The sequence below is a fragment of the Desulfosporosinus burensis genome (assembly GCF_054657535.1).
The window spans coordinates 1-19,792 of record NZ_BAAHYN010000003.1 but is presented as its reverse complement, the minus strand read 5'-3'; the positions used below and the strand labels follow the sequence as shown (position 1 = coordinate 19,792).

Below are 19,792 nucleotides of genomic sequence, written 5' to 3'. Positions count from 1 at the left end.
TGAAGCTATGTCCAAATTTTTAATTAGGGCTATGGTTTTGCCCATGACCGAACCAGATTTATTTTATCCCCAAGGGGAAGTTGCAATCGACGGTGACAGGATTGTTTCAGTAGGGGAAAGGGGTTCAGCACCGCCAGGATTTAGGCCGGATCGAATTCTGGATTTGCCGGATGATGTGGTAATGCCCGGCTTGATTAACACTCATACTCATGCAGCCATGACTTTGCTCAGGAGCTATGCAGACGATCTTCCGCTCATGCCTTGGCTCAACGAGAAAGTTTGGCCTTTTGAAGATAAGTTAACGGCGGAGGATATTTATTGGGGGACAGCCTTAGCGCTTTGTGAAATGATACGCTCTGGAACGACCACGATGCTCGACATGTATGCCTCCATGGATCAAGTTGCGGAAGCAGTACTGCAGGCTGGAACACGTGCTGTTCTTTCTCGAGGAATGATCGGGAACGGACCGAACGGAAATCTAGCCCTCCAAGAAAGCCTCGATTTAGTGAAGCAGTACCACGGGGCGGGTGGAGGGCGTGTGCAGGTTATGTTCGGTCCCCACGCACCCTATACATGCTCAGGAGAGTACCTCCAGCTTGTGAAAGCAGAGGCAGATCGACTGGGTGTTGGTATTCATATTCATGTCGCAGAAACCCTGGATGAGATTAAAATCATTCAAGATCAATATGGAAAAACCCCTGTTCAGTGGCTTGAAGGGCTTGGAATCTTAGGAGGACACGTAGTGGCAGCGCACTGTGTCCACTTAACGCCGGAAGATCGAGAAATTTTAGCTTGCAGGCAGGTTTGTGTGGCCCACAATCCGGAAAGTAACATGAAACTAAATAGTGGAACCGCCCCCATACCGGAGTTGCGAGCAGAAGGGGTCGTAGTTGGGCTTGGTACAGACGGAGCTTCAAGCAATAACAATCTCGATCTTTTTGGAGAGATGAGATCTGCTGCCTTTCAGCAGAAGCTAAGACTGGATTCAACGGTGCTTCCGGCCTATGAAGTGTTAGAAATGGCAACCGTAGGGGGGGCCCAGGCACTTAGGCTAAAAGATGTTGGGATGCTTGCCCCCGGTTTTAAGGCGGATTTGATCACCATTGACCTAGATCAACCCCATTTCTATCCTCGGTTTTCAATTCCAGCGCATCTAGTCTATGTAGCCCATGCTGGAGATGTACGCACAGTCATGGTGGATGGAAAACTTCTCATGGAAGAACGAAAACTATTAACCATGGATGTCAAAAAAGTTTGCCAAGAAGCAGAGACTCGGGCTAAACGGATTTCTGCCCTGTTCGAAGCATAACTTCCGTCCCGTTGACAGTCGGAAGGTTCCTTCTGACGTAATTCCGAAAATCCCTTTAATTCAGGTGAGGGAGTAAAGAGCATACTGAATTTCTCAGATAAACGAGTCCACTAATCGAAAAGAGTCTTTCACCATTTGGTTAAGTGAAAGACTTTTTGAATTCAGAGTGGGCACCATTTCAAACTAGAATACTAAACTACTCTTGACAAACTTATAGATATAGTCTAAAATTCGGTTGTAAAGTAATAATGCTTTACAGGGGGTTGCGATGGATAAACTCGCCGAAATGGCTCTCTTAGTAGATTTTTATGGTCCACTTCTTACTGAGAAACAACAAAATGTTTGGGATTTGCATTACCAACAAGACCTATCCTTAGCTGAAATTGCTGAGATTGAACATATTAGTCGACAAGCTATTCATGATTTGCTTAAACGGACAGAACGGATTTTAGCCGAATATGAAGAAAAGTTAGGGCTTGTTCAGAGGTTCTGGACAGATCGTGAAAAGTTAATGGAAGTGCAAACTTTGTTAGAAGGATTGAATAAAGAAGATTTTACCAACCCGGCTGCCTGGGAGCGCCATTGTCAAATGCGTAGCATGTTCGAAGATGTTTTTAAAAATATTACTGCAGTATGATAACAGAAGTCGGTGGTCAGAAGCCGGAGTTTATGGCTACAGAATACCCACTAAGAGAAGTGAGACTCTTGAAGGCGGATCAAATCGAAAGCGGGGACAGGCATGTTTCAAGGGCTAAGCGAAAAACTCCAAGAAACATTTAAACGGTTAAAAGGAAAGGGCAAGCTAAAGGAAGCGGATGTCAATGATGCGATGCGTGAAGTTCGCGTTGCATTATTAGAAGCGGATGTTAACTTTAAAGTTGTCAAGGACTTTGTTGCTAAGGTAAAAGAACGTGCGATCGGGCAGGAAGTTCTAGAGTCCCTTTCGCCAGCACAATATGTTATTAAGATCGTACATGAAGAAATGATCCAACTTATGGGTGGCGCAACAGGAAAGATTCTCATCTCCCCGAAGCCCCCAACGGTTATTCTTCTAATAGGCTTACAAGGGGCAGGAAAAACGACTCATGCTGCAAAATTGGCCAATATGCTTAAAAAACAAGGAAAACATCCTTTACTTGTAGCCTGTGATATTTATCGGCCGGCTGCGATTAAGCAATTGCAGGTTTTGGGTGACCAATTGAATGTTCCCGTTTTTTCTATGGGGCAGGAATCCCCGCCCAAAATTGCTAGTGAGAGTATAAAACAGGCTCATCAAAATGGGCAAGATGTTGTGATCATTGATACTGCCGGTCGGTTGCATATCAATGAAGAATTAATGGGCGAATTACGAGATATTAAAGCTACAGTAAGGCCTCATGAAATATTACTAGTGGTCGACGCGATGACCGGTCAAGATGCAGTCAATGTCGCTGAGTCATTTCACAGAGATTTAGGTCTTGACGGGGTTATTCTCACAAAACTGGATGGAGATACTCGTGGTGGAGCAGCTCTTTCGATAAAGGCAGTCACAGGGTGTACCGTGAAATTTGTTGGTTTAGGGGAGAAAATGGACGCTTTGGAGCCTTTTCATCCTGACCGTATGGCCTCCCGGATTTTGGGGATGGGGGATGTTCTTACTCTAATCGAGAAGGCTCAAGAGTCTTTCGATGAGAAAAAAGCCAAAGAAATGGAACAGAAGCTACGTAAACAAGAATTCACCCTCGACGATTTTTTGGATCAGATGCAGCAAATGAAAAAAATGGGCCCACTTTCTTCAATTCTGGAAATGATTCCCGGCGTCGGAAAGCAGCTAAAAGATGTGCAAATTGACGAAAAAGATACTTCCCATATAGAGGCTATCATTCGTTCGATGACGACAGAGGAGCGCAGGAAACCCGCAGTTATCAAAGATTCTCGCAAAAAGAGGATTGCCAAAGGTAGCGGGACATCAGTGCAAGAAGTAGGTCGCCTCATAAAACAGTTTGAACAAATGCAAAAGATGATGAAGCAATTTGCTGGTGGCGGCGGCGCCTTGGGTATGCTCGGAGGTAAAAAAGGTAAAAAGGGCAAGAAGCCGGGCTTTAGAGGACTTGTGTGACACAGCGCTCGGTGCTTACGACGCAGAGCAAACTAATCGTTCAAGCTCCTACTGTGGGGATCGGGGTTCATCCTTCGGCGATAGTATTATATAAAAGAACCCGCCTACGGCGATAATCTCCACTGGAGACTATCGTGCCAAACTCGCCGTCCGACGACCATGGATGGTCTAGTGTCCCTGTAGCCATGGACGGCGAGAAGGGACCTTGGCTCGGTTGGCGGCAGTGCACATCCGCTGGCCAAGGATGGCCGAGTGTCCCTGTAGCCAAGACTCGAACAGGACGTTCGAGATTAGAGCGCCGCCATGGATGGCAAGGCGCCGTGATGGCGAGAAGGGACCTTGTGCACTGCCCCGTGTCTGGGGTCGGTCGCTTGAACGGAAGTTTGCTATTCTGCTTACGTAAAGACGTCGCGCTCGTGTCACACTGCGTCCTTGGCTTGGGTCGGTGGAACGGAAAGCTATGCAAGTCGTGCAAGTTGGGGACGGTTCTTGACTTGCGAACTTGAATAACTTGCACAAGCTCTTTCTATGGGGCTCGGGGTTCGGGCAAAAGTGGCGTCCTTGGTGCACAGCCCCGTTCGAATGTAAGTTGGGGACGGTTCTTGGCATGCATGATGCACGACTCTGAAGGTTTCGGGGCTCTGCCTCGAACCACGCATTTACTTTGATGGACCACGCTATAATAAGCGTTGTTTATATAAAAAACTCTTTAATGGAGTTTAAACTCCATAAGAAGTTTAGTAGAACTAATTTAGGGGCAAAATGTGAGATGTACGATCTTGGATGCTAGTCATTCGAACCTCGAACTTCGAACCTCGAACCTCGATAAATGAGGAGGTGAAAACATGGCTACTAAAATCCGTTTATGCCGAATGGGCGCAAAAAAGAATCCGTTCTACCGCATGGTTATTGCTGATGCTAAAGCTCCCCGTGATGGTCGTTTCATTGAACAAATTGGGTATTATGATCCAACAAAAAGCCCGGTAGTTTTAAATATCGATGAGGAAAAGGCTATCAAATGGTTATCAACAGGAGCTCAGCCTTCAAATACTGCTAAGTCTTTGCTGAGCCAAGCTGGTATCATGACCAAATTCCACGAGTCCAAGAACTAAGTGTAGAGTTTGGGGGGTGGTTCCTGTGAAGGAATTAGTAGAAATCCTCGCGAAAGCGTTGGTGGATCATTCTGACCAAGTTCTCGTTATCCAGTCTGAGACTGAGAAAAGTGTGCATTTACAATTGAAAGTTGCACCTGAGGACATGGGAAAGGTTATCGGGAAACAGGGGAAGATCGCAAACGCTATTCGTACGCTGGTTAAAGCGGCTGCCGTCAAAGATGGACGCCGAGTTCATATGGACATTGATCAATAACGTTGAGAAGGGCTTAATGCCCTTCTCAACGTTTAAAACTATCTGCTCGAAAGGAGCAAAGAGAATGGATGAAGTGCTGATTGGTGAAGTGTTACGTCCACAGGGGTATGATGGTGAGTTGAAGATTTACCCGTTAACAACAGACCCTGATCGGTTTCAAAATCTGCAAAAAGTAACCTTGCGACTTGGAGAGAACGATCAACACTTCAAAGTTATTTCAGCTCGTAAACAGATGGAGTTTGTCTATCTTACAGTTGAAGGAATAGAATCTTTAGAACAGGCAGAAAAGTACAGAGGGTGGGAAGTGCGTATTGACCGATCCGAAGTCCCTCCTCTCAAAGAAGGATGGTACTATTTCGAGCTTGAAGGAATGCAAGTCTATGAGGGCGATGCCTTGCTAGGTACCTTATCTCAGGTCTTGGAAACTGGGGCAAATGATGTCTATTTGGTCAAAGGGACCAAAGGGGAACTATGTGTCCCAGCCCTGAAAAGTGTGGTTCAGCGTGTAGATGTTCCGGGGCGGCGTATGGATGTCATACTTCCCCCAGGCCTACTCGATAATCGATAATCGATAATCGATAATCGATATTCGTAGTTCGAACCACGAATCACGAACTTCGAACCACGATTTGGGGGGGTTAGACAACGAATGTTGAAAATAACTGTTTTAACATTATTTCCTGAAATGTTTGCGCCTCTGCAAGAAAGCATTTTGAAGCGCGCACAAGAGACCGGTTTGATACAGATTAAGCTGGTTAATTTCAGGGATTATGCGACCAGTAAACATAAAAATGTCGATGATGTCCCCTATGGAGGGGGAGCAGGGATGCTCTTAAAACCTGAACCTATTTATGCGGCAATTCGAGATTTGCCCCAGGTTAGTGCTGGGCGGAGGGTTCTTCTCATGTCCCCGCAAGGGGAAGTCTTTCACCAAGAAAAAGCTAAGCAGTGGTCGACCCAGGAAGAACTTGTTTTTATATGTGGGCATTATGAAGGTTTTGATGAGCGTATTCGTGACTTAGCCGATGAAGAAGCTTCCCTAGGGGACTATGTATTGACGGGCGGCGAGCTAGCAGCAATGGTTATGATTGATTCCGTAGCACGACTTATTCCAGGAGTGCTCGGTGAGGGTGCTTCTGTAGAGGAGGATTCGCACTCCTCTGTGCTATTGGAATACCCGCAATATACTCGACCAGCTGATTTTGAAGGGCAGAAGGTTCCGGATGTGTTGTTATCGGGGCACCATGCAATGATAAGACGATGGCGAAAAAAGGAATCTCTGCGGCGTACATTTTTACGGCGTCCGGATTTAATGAGTGGAATGACGTTTAGCGTGGAGGATTATCCAATTATGGAGGAACTTCTCCTTGAATACCCTGAGATGGCAATTTTGCGGGAGAAATGGGAAAACCTTTGCCCAAAGCCTAAACGAAGACGGCGGACTATATCCGATGGCTAACCACCACTAGTCGTGGTTCGTGGTTCGAAGTTCGAATATTGAACATCGAAACATCGATTAAGCCCCTGGATAAGTTCAACTAGACTTCGGATAGAGCGGAACTCCACCGAAGTAGGTTTCCTACATCCGATGGCTAACCGCCATTAGTCTTGGTTCGTAGTTCGAACCTCGAACATCGATAAAGGGGCCACTAATTTCAAGAAGTACGATTGGGAGGAAATCTGCGTGGCAGACATCTATTTAGCACTAATTCATGCCCCTGTCTATAATAAAAACATGGAGACAGTCGCAACTTCGATCACAAATCTAGATCTTCATGATATCGCGCGCTGCGCCACTACTTATGGTGTAAAACGTTATTACGTAGTTCATCCTGCTGAAGCCCAGCGTCAGTTGGCTAAACGAATCATGGGTTTCTGGCAAGAGGGTTATGGTGCAGACTATAATCCAGATCGCCAAGAAGCGTTTTCAAGAGTGAAAATCGCAGATAATTTAGCTGAAGTTTATGCTGAGATTAAAGAAATGCACGGAATAGGGCCGATTAAAGTTGCTACTGATGCTCGAAAATATGCCAATACTGTTACTTATTCACAGCTTCGTGAGGACATAGAAACGTCTGAAACCCCTATTCTGTTGTTGTTTGGAACGGGTTGGGGGTTGCTCAAAGAAGATGTTGAGAACATGGACCAAATATTGGAGCCAATCTATGGACCGACAGCGTATAATCACTTGTCGGTTCGTTCCGCAGTGGCCATTATTTTAGACCGACTACGTGGTCACTAAGCTAAAAAGCATGAATCAAAGAGACGGTTTAAGAAACTAATTGCATAACCCAATAGGTTGTGATAAAATAAATTGGTCTATGACAGATGGTCCGCTCGCTGAAAGTCAGTGTATGAACATCTAGGCAAGGAAGGGGGGAATATTATAATGGATTATATTCGGATGATTGAAGAAGAGCAAATGAAAAAGGATCTTCCTAACTTCCGGCCAGGAGATACAGTACGCGTACATGTGCGTATTGTAGAGGGTACTCGTGAGCGTATTCAGGTTTTTGAAGGGCTTGTCATCGCAATGAAAGGTGGCGGCATCAGAGAGACCTTCACTGTTCGTCGTGTTTTTGCTGGCGTTGGGGTAGAACGAACTTTCCCTTTACATTCACCTCGTTTGGAAAAAATTGAGGTGGCACGTCGAGGTGTTGTTCGCCGGGCTAAGCTTTACTATCTACGTTCACTCTCAGGTAAAGCGGCGAGAATTCGCGATCGTCGTATCGGCTAAGCAGTGAACTCGTCCAGCTAAAGTTGATATCTTAACTTGAGATTGGAAAGGCTCCTGTGACGTTAGTCTTCGGTACGATAGTCGCACTGGAGACTATCACCGTAGCCGTGATCCTACAAAAGGATCACTTCGCGGCGCAAGAGGACCCACCTAAGTTAAGAAGAAACCCAATATTAGAAATGGGTGACTGAAAGTTGGATAAAAGAGCTAGAGCAATCTGGCTCTTTTTTTACTGCTATCAGAAATAGTATTTGTTTGAATTTATTTCAAAAGAACATAAACTAAATTTTTTTTAAGGTAGTTCTTCAACGTATGCTCTTCTAAATCTTGTTCATACTAAAAGAGTAGTGCAAGAGGGGAGCGAAATAATGGAGCATAAGAAGTCAAAAACAAAATGGGTTTTGATATTGCTTGGCGTAGTATTGCTGACTGGTGGGTTATTGCGTTGGGCAGTATTACAACCCTATTTAATTCCATCACCTTCTATGGAACCCGGTCTTATTCCGGGTGACCGTATTATTGTCAATCGACTTTCGTATCGCATGTGGGCTCCAACTCGTGGAGATGTGATTGTATTTGCTTTTCCAAAGGACTTAAAGCGAACTTTCGTAAAACGAGTAATTGCAGTAGAGGGTGAAACGGTTGAACTTCGTGATAATAAAGTCTTTGTCAATGGCGCTGCAATTGAGGAACCTTACGTCAAACCCGGGGATTACCCACCCTATGGTCCAGAAATTGTACCAGTAGATAAGGTATTTGTGTTAGGGGATAATCGCCGTGAGAGCGAAGACTCTCGAGAATGGGGTCTTCTTCCTAAAAATGATCTACTTGGTAAAGCTTGGTTTATTTATTACCCCTTGCAGCGTTTTAGGTTCTTTTAGCGAGGAAGGAACTGCGAAACTAGGGTATATCGCTAAGTCGACCTTAAACGTCATCCTTCATTATGAAGAATTTATTATCCAATCGGGAGACTCCCACTTCAAGTGGGAGTGGTACCCCGTACTCTGCCTCACTGGGGGTTCTTCTAATTATAGGGATTTGCTCCCAATACTGTGAAGGCTATGCGAGAAGAATGATGAGGGATATTCATGAGTATTCAATGGTTTCCAGGGCATATGGCTAAAGCAAGACGTCTTTTACTGGAACAACTTCAATGGGTTGATGTTGTTTTAGAACTTGCCGATGCTCGTATACCCATTAGTAGCCGTAACCCGATGCTGGATAAATTACTAAGTAATAAGGCAAGGGTGTTAGTGCTGAATAAAGCAGATTTAGCCGACTCTAAGTTGACGGCAAAGTGGCTCACATACTTAAAAAAATCAGGTCCCGTTTATGCGGTTAGTGCAACTACAGGACTAGGGGTTAAACAGATTGTACCTGAACTGGAACGCATGGTCCAAGTTAAACAAGCAAAGCAAGCGCAAAAGGGCATCCGTCAGCAGATGATTAAGGTGATGATTGTTGGGATTCCGAACATAGGTAAATCCTCTTTAATCAATCAATTAACCGGTGGAGCCCAAGCGAAAGTAGGGAATAAGCCAGGGGTGACTCGGGGAAATCAATGGGTTAGGATTCATGAACGAGTTGAACTTCTCGATACTCCAGGGATGTTATGGCCCAAATTTGATGACCCCGAAGTCGGTCGAAAGCTAGCGGCACTCGGCGCCATAAAAGATGATGTTTTTGATATAGAGGAGTTATCGACATGGATTATAGACTGGCTAACGTTGTATACTCCCAATGCCTTACTTCGCTATCAAGTTCCGGATTCAGGGGTCACCTTGGAGAGCTTGGGACGGAAACGAGGATGCTTGATTCATGGTGGACGAGTTGATACCCTAAAAGCGGCCCAAATTTTCCTGCGTGAACTTCGAATGGGGCAACTTGGTCCAATTACCATGGATGTCTTACCGAACGGTGATTAATGATGAAGTGTTACCATGAGTATAGCGAACACTTATAACTAAAAAAAGGAGATTGTCTTATTTCGTTGAACTGAATTTTATAGAGAGAAGAGGTGAAAAGTGTGGAGCAGTTATCCCGGATGAATATTAGGGAAGTTGAAGAAGCACTCTTTAAGGACCCTTCACCTCGCATGCTGATTGCCTGCCAAAACGATCAGCGCCAAGGTGTTCGACGACTAGCCGATCGTCTAATCAAGTGTCAACAAGCAGAAGTGCTTGAACAAATCCGTATCCAGAAACTGCTTGTGGAAGAGAAAAAGTTATGGGAAAAAGGATATTTATTACTGGCGGGAATTGATGAAGCTGGCCGGGGACCGTTAGCTGGACCGGTCATTGCAGGGGCTTGTATATTACCTGCGAAGTTTGATTTACCCGGACTTAATGATTCGAAAATGCTGACGGAAAGCAAACGAGAAAAGCTCTTTATTCAAATTCAAAACCAAGCGATTGATTATGCCATTGGAAGTGCTGAACCAGCTGAGATTGACGCCTTGAATATTTTGCAAGCGACTAAATTGGCCATGAAGCGCTCGATAGAAGGCTTAACAGTTCGCCCCCACTACTTACTAATCGACGCCCTAATACTCCCTGAAATACAACTTCCTCAGCTTCCGCTCATAGGGGGAGATCGTTTAAGTGCCTCAATTGCGGCGGCCTCGATCTTAGCAAAAGTGACACGGGATCGCTTGATGGTTCAACTTCATTCTCTTTATCCGGAATATACGTTTTCGAAGAACAAGGGGTATGGCACAAACGAACACATGCAGGTTCTAAAGCGCTTAGGACCATGTCCGCTGCACCGAAAGAGTTTTACTCCGGTGAAGCAAGAGACATCTATTAGTTAAGTAGGAAGAAATTAACAGAATACTCTATTAATTGACCATTATCGATGGTTGTGGCACAATATGCTTAGCATATAGAAGCATGCTATTGAAAATTTTTATGAAGGGAGGTTAGTCAATGCTTGATAATAATTTTGCTGCAGTAGGTGTGTTTCTTGTAGGTGCAATAGCGGTAGCTATCATTATGATGATTATGCCAAAATTGCTGGCGCCCAATAAACCACATAAAGAGAAGTTAACAACTTATGAATGTGGTAACGAGACCATCGGAAGAACATGGCTCGGTTTTAAGAGCAATTATTTTATGTATGCCTTAGTTTTTGCTGCCTTTAGTGTTGAAACAATATTCTTGTATCCTTGGGCCTTAACGTTCCAAAAACTGGGAACGTTTGCCTTCGTGGAAATGTTCATCTTTATTGTCATTCTCTTAGTTGGTTACTGGTATGCTTGGAAAGAAGGTGCTCTAGAGTGGATGTAGCCTCAGAAAAACGTCTTCGCGAAGAGGAAGCGTTGATTGAAAAAAATGTTTTGGTTACTACGATCGATAAAGCCTTGAACTGGGCAAGAGGGCATTCCTTCTGGCCGGTCACTCTGGGCTTAGCTTGCTGTGCGATCGAAATGATGGCTACCGGTGGACCTCGTTACGATATTTCCCGCTTTGGTTATGAGGTTTTCCGTGCTTCACCGCGTCAGGCTGATGTTATGATTGTAGCGGGAACCTGCACACGCAAGATGGCCCCACTGTTAAGACGAATTTATGACCAAATGCCTGAGCCAAAATGGGTAATCGCCATGGGCAGTTGTGCAAATGCTGGAGGCCCCTTCGTCGATTCTTACTCTATGTTGGCGGGTGTCGATAAGATTCTACCAGTCGACGTTTACATCCCAGGTTGCCCTCCAAGGCCAGAATCCTTAATTTATGGGCTTTTGCAACTTCAATATAAAGTTTCAAATCCCGCTAAGGTGAGGTTAATGAGACATGGAAAATAAAGTATTAAGCCGATATGTGGACGAACTTGCTACCCGGGTGAACGGTGAAGTTGAAGAGAGTTTCGGAGTACTTGTTTTAAAAGTTAAAGCTCCATTTATTTCTGAAACCTTAATCGGTGCTAAAAACTTCCCCGATGTCCCATGTGACTTTCTGCACGACCTATGTGGTGTAGACGGTGGAGATCATTTAGAAGTCGTTTATCAATTATCAAGCCTCCATGGGCCACAGCTCTTGCGAGTGAAGGCGAGCATGGACCGTGAAAATCCGGTGATTGATTCCGCAACTCGTATATGGGAGGGTGCAAACTATCTAGAGCGTGAAGCCTACGACATGTTTGGCATTAAGTTTAAGGGACACCCTAATCTGAAGAGGATTTATATGTGGGATGATTTTGAAGGATATCCGCTTCGCAAAGACTATGTGACCGAGCCCATCGAGGTTCGCAATGTCGTGCGCACGCGAATAGAAGGGGAATAGGGGGAAACGTCATGTCGATTGAAAAAACGGAAGAACTTATCTTAAACATGGGCCCCCAGCACCCGAGTATGCATGGTCTGTTTCGCATGGTGGTCCATTTATCAGGAGAAACGATTACCAATATCGAACCGAAAATTGGGTATTTACATCGAGGCATGGAAAAACTAGCTGAAAGTCGGACTTATTCTCAGTTTATACCTTATACAGATCGGTTGGATTACTTGGCCTCACCCCATAATAACTGGGCCTACGTGCAAACGGTAGAGAAACTGATGGGTGTTGAAATACCAGAACGTGCGGAATACCTACGAATTATCTTTGGTGAACTTGCGCGGATTGCTAGCCACCAAGTTATGATTGCCAGTACAGCACTCGATATGGCGGGCTGGTCAGCATGGTCTTATGCTTTCCGAGATCGTGAACGGATTTGTGATATGTACGAAATGACCGCAGGAAGTCGCTTAACCGTCAACATTATGCGCATAGGAGGAATGATTGCAGAGCCACCGGAAGAATTCTGGCCTGCTTTAAAATCGTTTCTTGATGACACGCCTGAGATGCTTGAAGAGTATTATGGTATCTTTTTCGGCAATGAAATTGCAATGGGTCGGTTAAAGAACGTGGGTATCTTATCCAAGGAAATGGCGGAAAATCTTTCGATCACGGGTCCAGTCTTACGAGCCTCTGGTGTCAATTACGACGTGCGTAAAGCAGAACCTTACAGTATCTACAATCGATTTGACTTTGATGTGCCGGTTCGAACAGGGTGCGATAGCTATGATCGTACCATAATCCGGATGGATGAGATTGTGGAAAGTATCAAAATCATTAAACAAGCAGTCCGTGACATTCCCGACGGTCCGATTATGGCCAAGGTTCCCAAGGTTATTAAACCACCGGTGGGGGAAGTATATCACCGTGTTGAGAACCCCAAAGGAGAACTAGGATTTTATATTGTCAGTGATGGAACGACTAAGCCTTCACGGGTCCGTATCCGACCAGCTACATTCATAAACTTACAAATGCTCCCAATAGTAGCTAAAGGCTGGAAAATTCAAGATGTTGTAGCTATTTTTGCCACCTTAGATGCTGTATTGGGTGAAGTTGATAAGTAGTAAATTGCGATGAGGGGAGAATAAGATGGAGACTCTAAATTATCTGCTGGAGACTCTAGATAATCTGTTTTTGATTATTGCGGCTTTCATCCGTAGTCTTTTTGCGGATCCCCACTCAGTTTGGGCTAATTTAACCATGAATGTGATAAATTTTATCATCGTGGTTATCATTGTTGTCCTGGCTGCTTTGATTTTGATCTTACTTGAACGCAAAGTAGCAGGTTGGACTTCACAAAGGCCAGGGCCCAATCGTCTCGGTCCGCGCGGATGGTTCCAGACCATAGCTGATGCCTTAAAACTCATGGGTAAAGAAGATGTTACCCCTGCAGGTGCTGATAAGTTCATTTTCAAAGTTGCACCGATGATTATCTTCTGTCTCCCAATGATGACCCTGGCAGTCATACCCTTTGGGGATGGACTGGCGCCGATTAATCTCGATTTAGGTATCTTTTACTTTGTTGCGATCTCCTCAATTTCAACCTTAAGCTTCTTAATGGCGGGCTGGGGATCCAATAATAAATACTCGTTACTCGGCGGCATGCGAGCAGTTGCCCAAATGATCAGTTACGAAATTCCTTTACTCTTTTCATTACTAGGGGTCGTCATGATCACTCAATCCTTTAACTTAGGAGTGATTGTAGAAGCTCAAGGAACGGTTCCTTTCATAATGCTTCAACCTCTAGCCTTTGTGATCTTCATTATTGCAGGAATGGCAGAGCTAAACCGTGCGCCCTTTGACTTAGTTGAAGCGGATCAGGAAGTTGTAGCTGGACCGTTTACTGAGTATACGGGACTTCGCTGGGGATTATTTTTCCTTGGTGAATACGGGAACATGACCGCTGTGTCGGCACTTGCCGCGACTGTATTTTTAGGCGGTTGGCAAGGTCCTGCTTTCTTACCAGGATATGTTTGGTTCTTTATGAAAGTCGGAGTTATCATTTTCTTTATGATGTGGGCTCGTTGGACCTTCCCGAGAATACGTATTGACCATTTAATGCACTTGGCTTGGAAGGTCTTGTTACCACTTTCAATTTTAAACATTTTGTTAACGGGTCTAGGAATTTACATTTACCGATTCGTGATGGGAGGGTGACACAGTGTTTGGTAAAGGTCTACTACAAGGTCTAGGCATCACATTCAAACGCATGGTCGGTCCGAATATCACTGAGTTTTACCCTGAGGAAAAACCGAACCTTCCGACTAGGGTGCGTAGTTCCATGGGGCTTGAAAAGGATAAGTGCATTTCTTGCAATATGTGCGCGATGGCCTGCCCTAACTCAGTCATCAAATTGACCAGCGAAAAGAATGAAGCCAATAAAAAAGTTCTCAAAACCTATCATATGGATGTGGGTCGCTGTTTGTTCTGTGGTATGTGTGCAGAAGTCTGTCCAACCAAGGCTTTAAAGGTAACTCAAGACTTTGAAAACGCGATCTATGAGCCGGACGACATGCAGTGGGATATGATTCAACGCGCGGAGCGAAAAGGGAAGGTGGAGTGAGCATGGGCACTATCGTTTTCTTTATTTTTGCGATCCTGTCGATTGCAGCCGCTTGGGGTGTCGTGACCTCCAAGAACATTGTGCACAGTGCGCTCTATCTAGCCCTTTCGTTTTCGGGAGTTGCCGTGCTCTATATTCTCTTGAATGCCGACTATTTGGCAGCGGTGCAGTTGTTAATCTATACGGCAGCGGTCTCCTTGATGGTCGTCTTCGCAGTCATGCTGACTCTGCGTGGTGATATCTGTGATAGCAATCCAGAAAACCGTAGTTGGCTAACCGGAGCGCTGATCTCGGGTTCAGTTTTTGTGATCATGGGGCTCGTCATTCTCTCCAATGCGGACTGGCGCGTTTTGGCCACACCGTGGACGAGCGGCGGCTCAGCAGAGGACCTTTCGCTCCTGTTACTCACTCGGTTTATGATTCCATTTGAAGCGGCGGCAGTCTTGCTCACCGTAGCCTTAGTCGGAGCCGTGATCTTGGCGAAGGGAGTGAAGGAGAGCAAATGAGTTTAGCAAATTTTAGTGTCGGGCTTTCGACGTATCTCCTAGTGGGAGCGATGCTCTTTTGTATCGGACTTTACGGGGTCTTTGCCAAGCGAAATATCATTGCAGTCCTGATGTCCATTGAGCTGATGCTTAATGCGGTTAATATTAATTTTGTGGCGTTCAACCGGTTTATTTGGAACGAAAAGATTGACATACACTATGTGCTGACAGGGCACGTGGCGGCACTTTTCGTGATCGTCGTAGCGGCCGCCGAAGTGGCGGTGGGACTGGCCTTGATCATTACGATTTATCGTAACCGTCAATCGACCAACGTGGACGAATTAACTTGGTTGAAGTGGTAAGAGAGACTATGGAGAAGGTAGGTGTTCAAGGAAATGCATGATCTCTTTCAGTGGGCGTGGTTAATTCCTGCTTTGCCCTTCTTGTCGTTTCTAATCATCGCCTTTATCACGAAGCGATCCAAAGGACTGTCTTCCACAGTGTCGATTCTGGCGATTCTCGCCTCGTTGGGCTTAGCGATAGCGATAGGCCTCGGCGTTATTCAGGCGGGCGAAAAAATTGTGGAACATCCAGCGATCGTAACAGTGAATTGGCTGAGTATTGCGGGGTTAGAGATTGATTTTGGAACCATCATTGATCCCCTAAGTGCTATGATGCTGTTCGTAGTGACCCTAGTAGCCTCGATGGTACAGATCTACTCGTTGGGCTATATGCACGGGGATGAGGGTTTCTCACGGTATTATGCGTACCAGTCGTTGTTTGCATCCTCCATGCTGGGCATGGTTCTGGCGACGAACTTGTTACAATTGTTCATTTTCTGGGAATTAGTCGGACTCTGTTCCTATTTGTTAATTGGCTTCTGGTTCTTCAAAGTATCGGCACGGGAAGCTGCCAAGAAAGCGTTTATGACCACCCGTGTCGGAGACTTCGGCTTACTGCTCGGGATGCTGTTCCTCTATACGAAGTTTGGCACGCTGGATTTTGTGGCGCTATCCGCCGCCTTAAACACCAATTTTCAGGATGTCTTAGTGGTTGGAACCGCAGGCTATGTGACGATCACGGCGTTCCTGATCTTTATGGGACCGATCGGGAAATCGGGCCAATTTCCACTGCACGTGTGGCTCCCGGATGCCATGGAAGGTCCTACCCCTGTGAGTGCTTTGATTCATGCCGCCACCATGGTGGTTGCCGGGGTTTATTTAGTTGCTCGCATGTATTTTCTGTTTGATTTTGCCTCCCCAGAAGCGCTGCAGTTTATTGCAGGGTTAGGGGCGTTCACCGCCATCTTTGCGGCCTCGATTGCGGTCGTCCAAGATGACATTAAACGGATCCTGGCTTACTCGACCTTAAGTCAACTCGGCTATATGATGTTTGCGCTCGGAGTCGGTTCCTACTCAGGCTCCATGTTTCACCTCATGACCCATGCCTTCTTCAAAGCCTTAATGTTCTTAGGCGCAGGTTCCGTCATCTATGCCTTGCATCATAAACAAAACATTTGGGATATGGGTGGACTTTGGAAGAAGATGCCGATCACCGGAACCACCTTTTTCATTGGGGTCTTAGCCATCTCTGGCATGCCGCCGTTTGCAGGATTCTGGTCGAAAGACGAAATCTTAGCCAACGCCCTGCATAATGGCCACCCCATTATTTATTCAGTGGGTCTGTTTACGGCCTTCTTAACCGCCTTTTATATGTCAAGATTGTTCTTTGTGGTCTTCATGGGACCTGAAAAAGCCGAAAACCATCCCCATGAATCCCCTTGGAGTATGACCATCCCCCTCATGATCCTTGCCTTCTTCAGCGTCTTCGGGGGATTTGTAGCCTTACCAGAGCATAATTTTGCGTACTATGTCCGCTATGGAGAATTCCATCATGAAGCGATCGCCTGGGGCTTAGCCGGGATTTCCGTGCTGGCGGGAGCGCTGGGGATTGGTTTGGCTTACGCTACCTACGTCAAACAAGCGATCTCAGCCGAGAATGTTGTTGCCCGCTTCCCCTTCGTGTATAAAGTCCTCAAAAATAAATACTATGTGGATGAGTTCTATCTCTGGATCATTCATAACCTCATGGATGGCTTGGGTAAAGTCCTGTACTGGTTTGACATCTATGTCGTTGACGGAGTGGTCAATGGACTAGCCCTGATCACGCGCGGCAGTGGCAAGGTTCTCCGTCGGACGAACACAGGACAACTACAAACGTACGCTATGGTGTTCTTTATCGCAGTGGTCGTCATCTTCTTAGTCTTCGCCTTTGGGGAAGATCAACTGACGGCACTTAAGTTTAACCCCTTAGCAACGCTAGGAGGTGTGAAATAATGTCGGTACTACCAACCGTGGATTCACTATCCCTGCTTCTGCCCTTCACGCTGCTAGCTCCGTTAGTGGCCATGCTCTTGATCGTCTTCTTGCCCAAGGAAGAGGCCAAAACCATAAAAATCGTAGCAGCGCTGGGAATGTTAGTGTCTTTGGTGCTCTCTCTTTACGCCTTCTTCGCCTATCAATGGGCAGAGGGTGGGATGCAGTTTACCCTAACGATTCCCTGGGTTCCCGATCTCGGGGTCAACTTAGCCTTAGGCGTCGACGGCTTAAGCTTACCCATGCTTCTACTGACCAACCTGATCGGGTTTGCGTCCATCTATGCCTCCTGGAATATTGATAAGCGAGTCAAAGAGTTCTTTATTCTATTGCTGATTCTGATTGCCGGAGTCATGGGAACCTTTATAGCCCGCGACCTGTTTATCTTCTTCCTCTGCTATGAAATCGTGGTCATTCCAATCTACATCATGGTCATCATCTGGGGAAGTACGAAACGGGTTAGTAAAGAATACGCGGGTATGAAGTTAACCATTTACTTGCTGATTGGATCGGCCTTCCTGCTGGTTGGCATGGTTGCCCTTTACCTAGCAGCCGCCGTCAATGGCAATCCAACCTTTATGTTTGATGAACTAGCCGCAAGGCAAGACCTGTTTAGTCCGGCGTTCCAAAAGGTCGCCTTTGCCTTAATGGTGATTGGTTTTGGATCCTTGATCTCCATGTTCCCCTTCCACTCCTGGTCTCCTGACGGATATGCCGGTGCGCCGACCGCCGTGAGTATGATTCACGCAGGCGTGTTAAAGAAAATTGGGGGCTATGGCTTAATTCGGTTAGGGGTTTATGTCCTGCCGGTGGGCGCAAGTTTCTGGGCACCGTACATTGCCACGCTGGCTGTGATCAGCGTCCTCTATGCGGCCTTCATCGCCTTGGCGCAAAAAGACCTCAAATATGTCGTCGGATACTCCTCCGTAAGCCATATGGGCTACGTGATCATCGCCATCGCGGCCTTGAACCCGACAGCCGCCACCGGTGCCGTGGCCATGATGTTTGCGCACGGAGTCATGGCAGCGCTCTTCTTCGCCATGATAGGGTTTATCTACGAGAAGACCCATACACGCAATATCGCGGATCTAGGCGGACTGGCCCATCAAATGCCACGCTTGGCCACGGGGTTTGTGATTGCAGGTATGGCCTCGCTCGGCTTGCCGGGAACCGTGAACTTCATTGCTGAGTTCACCATCTTTATGGGAGCCATCAAGGTTCTCCCCGTGCAAACGGTGCTCGGAATTGCCGGGATTATCTTTACAGCCGTCTATATCTTACGGATTATTGCGAACGTTATGTTCGGGCCGCGTCGTTCCGAATGGGATCATCTCACGGACATTCGAGGGGTTGAATTAGTTCCACTCGTCTTATTCGGGTTCGTGATCTTTTTTGGCGGCATATTCCCGAACGTATTACTGGGTTTGATCGATACCGGAGTTACCTCCTCAGGCCTTGCTAAGGTCCTTGAGACGGTAAGTCAGGTGAAGATGGGAGGGTTGTTCTAATGGTAGAGTTCAATCTCGCAACCGTGCTCACGCCTGAAATTGCGCTGGCCACCCTGGCCTTAATGTTGATGGCCATTGGACTCCTGATTCCAGCCGGTGCTCGCCAAGGCATGATGCCACTGACCGTGTTCTCGCTCTTAGGGGTTCTGGGTTATACCTTGTCTGACTTTTTCAACGGTGAGTATGCCTCGTTCCTAGACGGACTCTATATGCACGATCAGTTCGCAGTCTATTTCAAAGTGCTCTTCTTAGCGGCTGCCCTGCTCGTGGTGCTCTCGTCAGGGGGGTATGTGCAGAAATTACCGAAACACCGTGGAGAATTCTACGCCTTGCTCTTAATGGCCACCTTGGGAATGATGCTGATGGCTGGAGCAGGCGAACTGATAACCATGTATGTTGGCCTTGAGCTGATGACGATTTCCTTCTATATCCTGGTCGCCTATTTAGCCAATGACGCCCGTTCTTCAGAAGCAGGCATCAAATATCTGGTCTTAGGTGCCACGTCTTCGGCCATCTTGCTTTACGGCATCAGCCTGATTTATGGGTTGACCGGCTCCACCCAACTGACGGAAATCGCCGGTGCCCTGGGTGGGAACTTGAGCCCCGCGTCCTTCCTGGCGACAGCGTTCATCCTGGCAGGCTTGGGTTTTAAGATTTCCTTGGTTCCGTTCCATCTTTGGTCCCCCGATATTTATGAAGGGGCACCGACACCGGTTACGGCATTTTTGGCCATTGCTTCCAAAGCAGCAGCCTTCGCCGTGCTGATTCGAGTGTATCTCTTAACGATGAACAGTCAAGCCTTTTCAGCGACAGGCCAATCCCTCTTAGTGGTGATGGCGGCCATTACGATGATTGTGGGTAACTTGATTGCCATACCACAAACCAACATTAAGCGCTTGCTGGCGTTTTCCAGCATAGCGCAAGCGGGTTATCTCATGGTGGGTATTATCGCCGAATCATCAGCGGGAATCAAAGGAGTCCTCTTCTATGCGATGATCTATGTCTTCGCCAATATGGGAGCCTT

The 19,792-nt window shown here is 46.4% G+C and carries 24 protein-coding genes; all 24 read left to right on the top strand.

All coding sequences use genetic code 11. The features are described 5' to 3' along the window. Positions 1-7: 7 nt before the first annotated feature. Positions 8-1,309, top strand: coding sequence for an amidohydrolase (locus ACYQ3Q_RS05355; protein ID WP_459927602.1), 1,302 nt, complete (start codon positions 8-10; stop codon positions 1,307-1,309). 268 nt (positions 1,310-1,577) lie between these two features. Beyond that, positions 1,578-1,946 carry a putative DNA-binding protein gene (locus ACYQ3Q_RS05350; RefSeq protein ID WP_459927601.1) on the top strand — a complete coding sequence of 123 codons (369 nt, stop codon included), beginning with the start codon at positions 1,578-1,580 and terminating at the stop codon, positions 1,944-1,946. A gap of 102 nt (positions 1,947-2,048) precedes the next feature. Continuing rightward, on the top strand, positions 2,049-3,407 hold the full coding sequence (ffh, locus tag ACYQ3Q_RS05345) for a signal recognition particle protein (protein WP_459927600.1): 1,359 nt from the start codon (positions 2,049-2,051) through the stop codon (positions 3,405-3,407). A gap of 134 nt (positions 3,408-3,541) precedes the next feature. Further along, the gene (locus ACYQ3Q_RS05340) at positions 3,542-3,913 is read left to right on the top strand and encodes a hypothetical protein (RefSeq protein ID WP_459927599.1); all 372 of its coding nucleotides are present in this window, start codon (positions 3,542-3,544) and stop codon (positions 3,911-3,913) included. Positions 3,914-4,252: 339 nt separating this feature from the next. Then, positions 4,253-4,519: a 30S ribosomal protein S16 gene (gene rpsP / locus ACYQ3Q_RS05335; protein ID WP_034140318.1), complete on the top strand. Its 267-nt coding sequence runs from the start codon at positions 4,253-4,255 to the stop codon at positions 4,517-4,519. 25 nt (positions 4,520-4,544) lie between these two features. Then, positions 4,545-4,775, top strand: a complete 231-nt coding sequence (locus tag ACYQ3Q_RS05330) for a KH domain-containing protein (protein ID WP_034140319.1) — start codon at positions 4,545-4,547, stop codon at positions 4,773-4,775. 64 nt (positions 4,776-4,839) lie between these two features. Beyond that, complete coding sequence (rimM, locus tag ACYQ3Q_RS05325) at positions 4,840-5,343, top strand: ribosome maturation factor RimM (RefSeq protein ID WP_459927598.1); 504 nt, start codon at positions 4,840-4,842, stop codon at positions 5,341-5,343. A gap of 81 nt (positions 5,344-5,424) precedes the next feature. Beyond that, positions 5,425-6,234, top strand: a complete 810-nt coding sequence (gene trmD / locus ACYQ3Q_RS05320; RefSeq protein ID WP_459927597.1) for a tRNA (guanosine(37)-N1)-methyltransferase TrmD — start codon at positions 5,425-5,427, stop codon at positions 6,232-6,234. Positions 6,235-6,459: 225 nt separating this feature from the next. Then, positions 6,460-7,017: an RNA methyltransferase gene (locus ACYQ3Q_RS05315; RefSeq protein WP_459927596.1), complete on the top strand. Its 558-nt coding sequence runs from the start codon at positions 6,460-6,462 to the stop codon at positions 7,015-7,017. A gap of 147 nt (positions 7,018-7,164) precedes the next feature. Then, positions 7,165-7,512, top strand: coding sequence for a 50S ribosomal protein L19 (rplS, locus tag ACYQ3Q_RS05310; protein ID WP_034140323.1), 348 nt, complete (start codon positions 7,165-7,167; stop codon positions 7,510-7,512). Positions 7,513-7,880: 368 nt separating this feature from the next. Further along, positions 7,881-8,393: a signal peptidase I gene (lepB, locus tag ACYQ3Q_RS05305; RefSeq protein WP_459927595.1), complete on the top strand. Its 513-nt coding sequence runs from the start codon at positions 7,881-7,883 to the stop codon at positions 8,391-8,393. Positions 8,394-8,600: 207 nt separating this feature from the next. Continuing rightward, positions 8,601-9,437 carry a ribosome biogenesis GTPase YlqF gene (gene ylqF, locus ACYQ3Q_RS05300; RefSeq protein ID WP_459927594.1) on the top strand — a complete coding sequence of 279 codons (837 nt, stop codon included), beginning with the start codon at positions 8,601-8,603 and terminating at the stop codon, positions 9,435-9,437. A 101-nt stretch (positions 9,438-9,538) separates the two neighbouring features. Continuing rightward, complete coding sequence (locus tag ACYQ3Q_RS05295; protein WP_459927593.1) at positions 9,539-10,321, top strand: ribonuclease HII; 783 nt, start codon at positions 9,539-9,541, stop codon at positions 10,319-10,321. 115 nt (positions 10,322-10,436) lie between these two features. Then, positions 10,437-10,796: an NADH-quinone oxidoreductase subunit A gene (locus ACYQ3Q_RS05290; protein WP_459927592.1), complete on the top strand. Its 360-nt coding sequence runs from the start codon at positions 10,437-10,439 to the stop codon at positions 10,794-10,796. Then, on the top strand, positions 10,787-11,308 hold the full coding sequence (locus ACYQ3Q_RS05285) for an NADH-quinone oxidoreductase subunit B (protein ID WP_034140327.1): 522 nt from the start codon (positions 10,787-10,789) through the stop codon (positions 11,306-11,308). Before ACYQ3Q_RS05290 ends, ACYQ3Q_RS05285 begins: the two co-directional genes overlap by 10 nt. Continuing rightward, on the top strand, positions 11,298-11,786 hold the full coding sequence (locus tag ACYQ3Q_RS05280) for an NADH-quinone oxidoreductase subunit C (protein WP_034140328.1): 489 nt from the start codon (positions 11,298-11,300) through the stop codon (positions 11,784-11,786). The genes ACYQ3Q_RS05285 and ACYQ3Q_RS05280 overlap by 11 nt, the downstream gene beginning before the upstream one ends. Before the next feature lie 11 nt (positions 11,787-11,797). Then, on the top strand, positions 11,798-12,901 hold the full coding sequence (locus tag ACYQ3Q_RS05275; protein WP_459927591.1) for an NADH-quinone oxidoreductase subunit D: 1,104 nt from the start codon (positions 11,798-11,800) through the stop codon (positions 12,899-12,901). A 25-nt stretch (positions 12,902-12,926) separates the two neighbouring features. Further along, the gene (nuoH, locus tag ACYQ3Q_RS05270; RefSeq protein ID WP_459927590.1) at positions 12,927-13,994 is read left to right on the top strand and encodes an NADH-quinone oxidoreductase subunit NuoH; all 1,068 of its coding nucleotides are present in this window, start codon (positions 12,927-12,929) and stop codon (positions 13,992-13,994) included. 4 nt (positions 13,995-13,998) lie between these two features. Then, a complete protein-coding gene (locus tag ACYQ3Q_RS05265) occupies positions 13,999-14,400 on the top strand; it encodes a NuoI/complex I 23 kDa subunit family protein (RefSeq protein WP_459927589.1) in 402 nt (133 codons plus the stop codon). A 2-nt stretch (positions 14,401-14,402) separates the two neighbouring features. After that, on the top strand, positions 14,403-14,906 hold the full coding sequence (locus ACYQ3Q_RS05260) for an NADH-quinone oxidoreductase subunit J family protein (RefSeq protein WP_459927588.1): 504 nt from the start codon (positions 14,403-14,405) through the stop codon (positions 14,904-14,906). After that, positions 14,903-15,247, top strand: a complete 345-nt coding sequence (nuoK, locus tag ACYQ3Q_RS05255) for an NADH-quinone oxidoreductase subunit NuoK (protein ID WP_034143437.1) — start codon at positions 14,903-14,905, stop codon at positions 15,245-15,247. Before ACYQ3Q_RS05260 ends, nuoK begins: the two co-directional genes overlap by 4 nt. Positions 15,248-15,268: 21 nt before the next feature. Continuing rightward, a complete protein-coding gene (gene nuoL, locus ACYQ3Q_RS05250; RefSeq protein WP_459927587.1) occupies positions 15,269-17,221 on the top strand; it encodes an NADH-quinone oxidoreductase subunit L in 1,953 nt (650 codons plus the stop codon). Then, positions 17,221-18,768 (top strand): complex I subunit 4 family protein, encoded by a 1,548-nt coding sequence (locus ACYQ3Q_RS05245; protein WP_459927586.1) that lies wholly within the window; start codon positions 17,221-17,223, stop codon positions 18,766-18,768. Before nuoL ends, ACYQ3Q_RS05245 begins: the two co-directional genes overlap by 1 nt. After that, positions 18,768-19,792 (top strand): NADH-quinone oxidoreductase subunit N (locus tag ACYQ3Q_RS05240; RefSeq protein ID WP_459927585.1); only part of this gene is annotated, 1,025 nt, incomplete at its 3' end. The genes ACYQ3Q_RS05245 and ACYQ3Q_RS05240, both read left to right, overlap by 1 nt.

Bases quoted from the DNA above. Each gene is read 5' to 3' on its own strand.
- ACYQ3Q_RS05275 (WP_459927591.1), top strand. From the start codon at position 11,798: ATGTCGATTGAAAAAACGGAAGAACTTATCTTAAACATGGGCCCCCAG.
- rplS (WP_034140323.1), top strand. From the start codon at position 7,165: ATGGATTATATTCGGATGATTGAAGAAGAGCAAATGAAAAAGGATCTT.
- ACYQ3Q_RS05355 (WP_459927602.1), top strand. From the start codon at position 8: ATGTCCAAATTTTTAATTAGGGCTATGGTTTTGCCCATGACCGAACCA.
- ACYQ3Q_RS05260 (WP_459927588.1), top strand. From the start codon at position 14,403: ATGGGCACTATCGTTTTCTTTATTTTTGCGATCCTGTCGATTGCAGCC.
- rpsP (WP_034140318.1), top strand. From the start codon at position 4,253: ATGGCTACTAAAATCCGTTTATGCCGAATGGGCGCAAAAAAGAATCCG.
- ACYQ3Q_RS05290 (WP_459927592.1), top strand. From the start codon at position 10,437: ATGCTTGATAATAATTTTGCTGCAGTAGGTGTGTTTCTTGTAGGTGCA.
- nuoH (WP_459927590.1), top strand. From the start codon at position 12,927: ATGGAGACTCTAAATTATCTGCTGGAGACTCTAGATAATCTGTTTTTG.
- ACYQ3Q_RS05280 (WP_034140328.1), top strand. From the start codon at position 11,298: ATGGAAAATAAAGTATTAAGCCGATATGTGGACGAACTTGCTACCCGG.
- nuoK (WP_034143437.1), top strand. From the start codon at position 14,903: ATGAGTTTAGCAAATTTTAGTGTCGGGCTTTCGACGTATCTCCTAGTG.
- ACYQ3Q_RS05350 (WP_459927601.1), top strand. From the start codon at position 1,578: ATGGATAAACTCGCCGAAATGGCTCTCTTAGTAGATTTTTATGGTCCA.
- ylqF (WP_459927594.1), top strand. From the start codon at position 8,601: ATGAGTATTCAATGGTTTCCAGGGCATATGGCTAAAGCAAGACGTCTT.
- lepB (WP_459927595.1), top strand. From the start codon at position 7,881: ATGGAGCATAAGAAGTCAAAAACAAAATGGGTTTTGATATTGCTTGGC.
- ffh (WP_459927600.1), top strand. From the start codon at position 2,049: ATGTTTCAAGGGCTAAGCGAAAAACTCCAAGAAACATTTAAACGGTTA.
- ACYQ3Q_RS05245 (WP_459927586.1), top strand. From the start codon at position 17,221: ATGTCGGTACTACCAACCGTGGATTCACTATCCCTGCTTCTGCCCTTC.
- trmD (WP_459927597.1), top strand. From the start codon at position 5,425: ATGTTGAAAATAACTGTTTTAACATTATTTCCTGAAATGTTTGCGCCT.
- rimM (WP_459927598.1), top strand. From the start codon at position 4,840: ATGGATGAAGTGCTGATTGGTGAAGTGTTACGTCCACAGGGGTATGAT.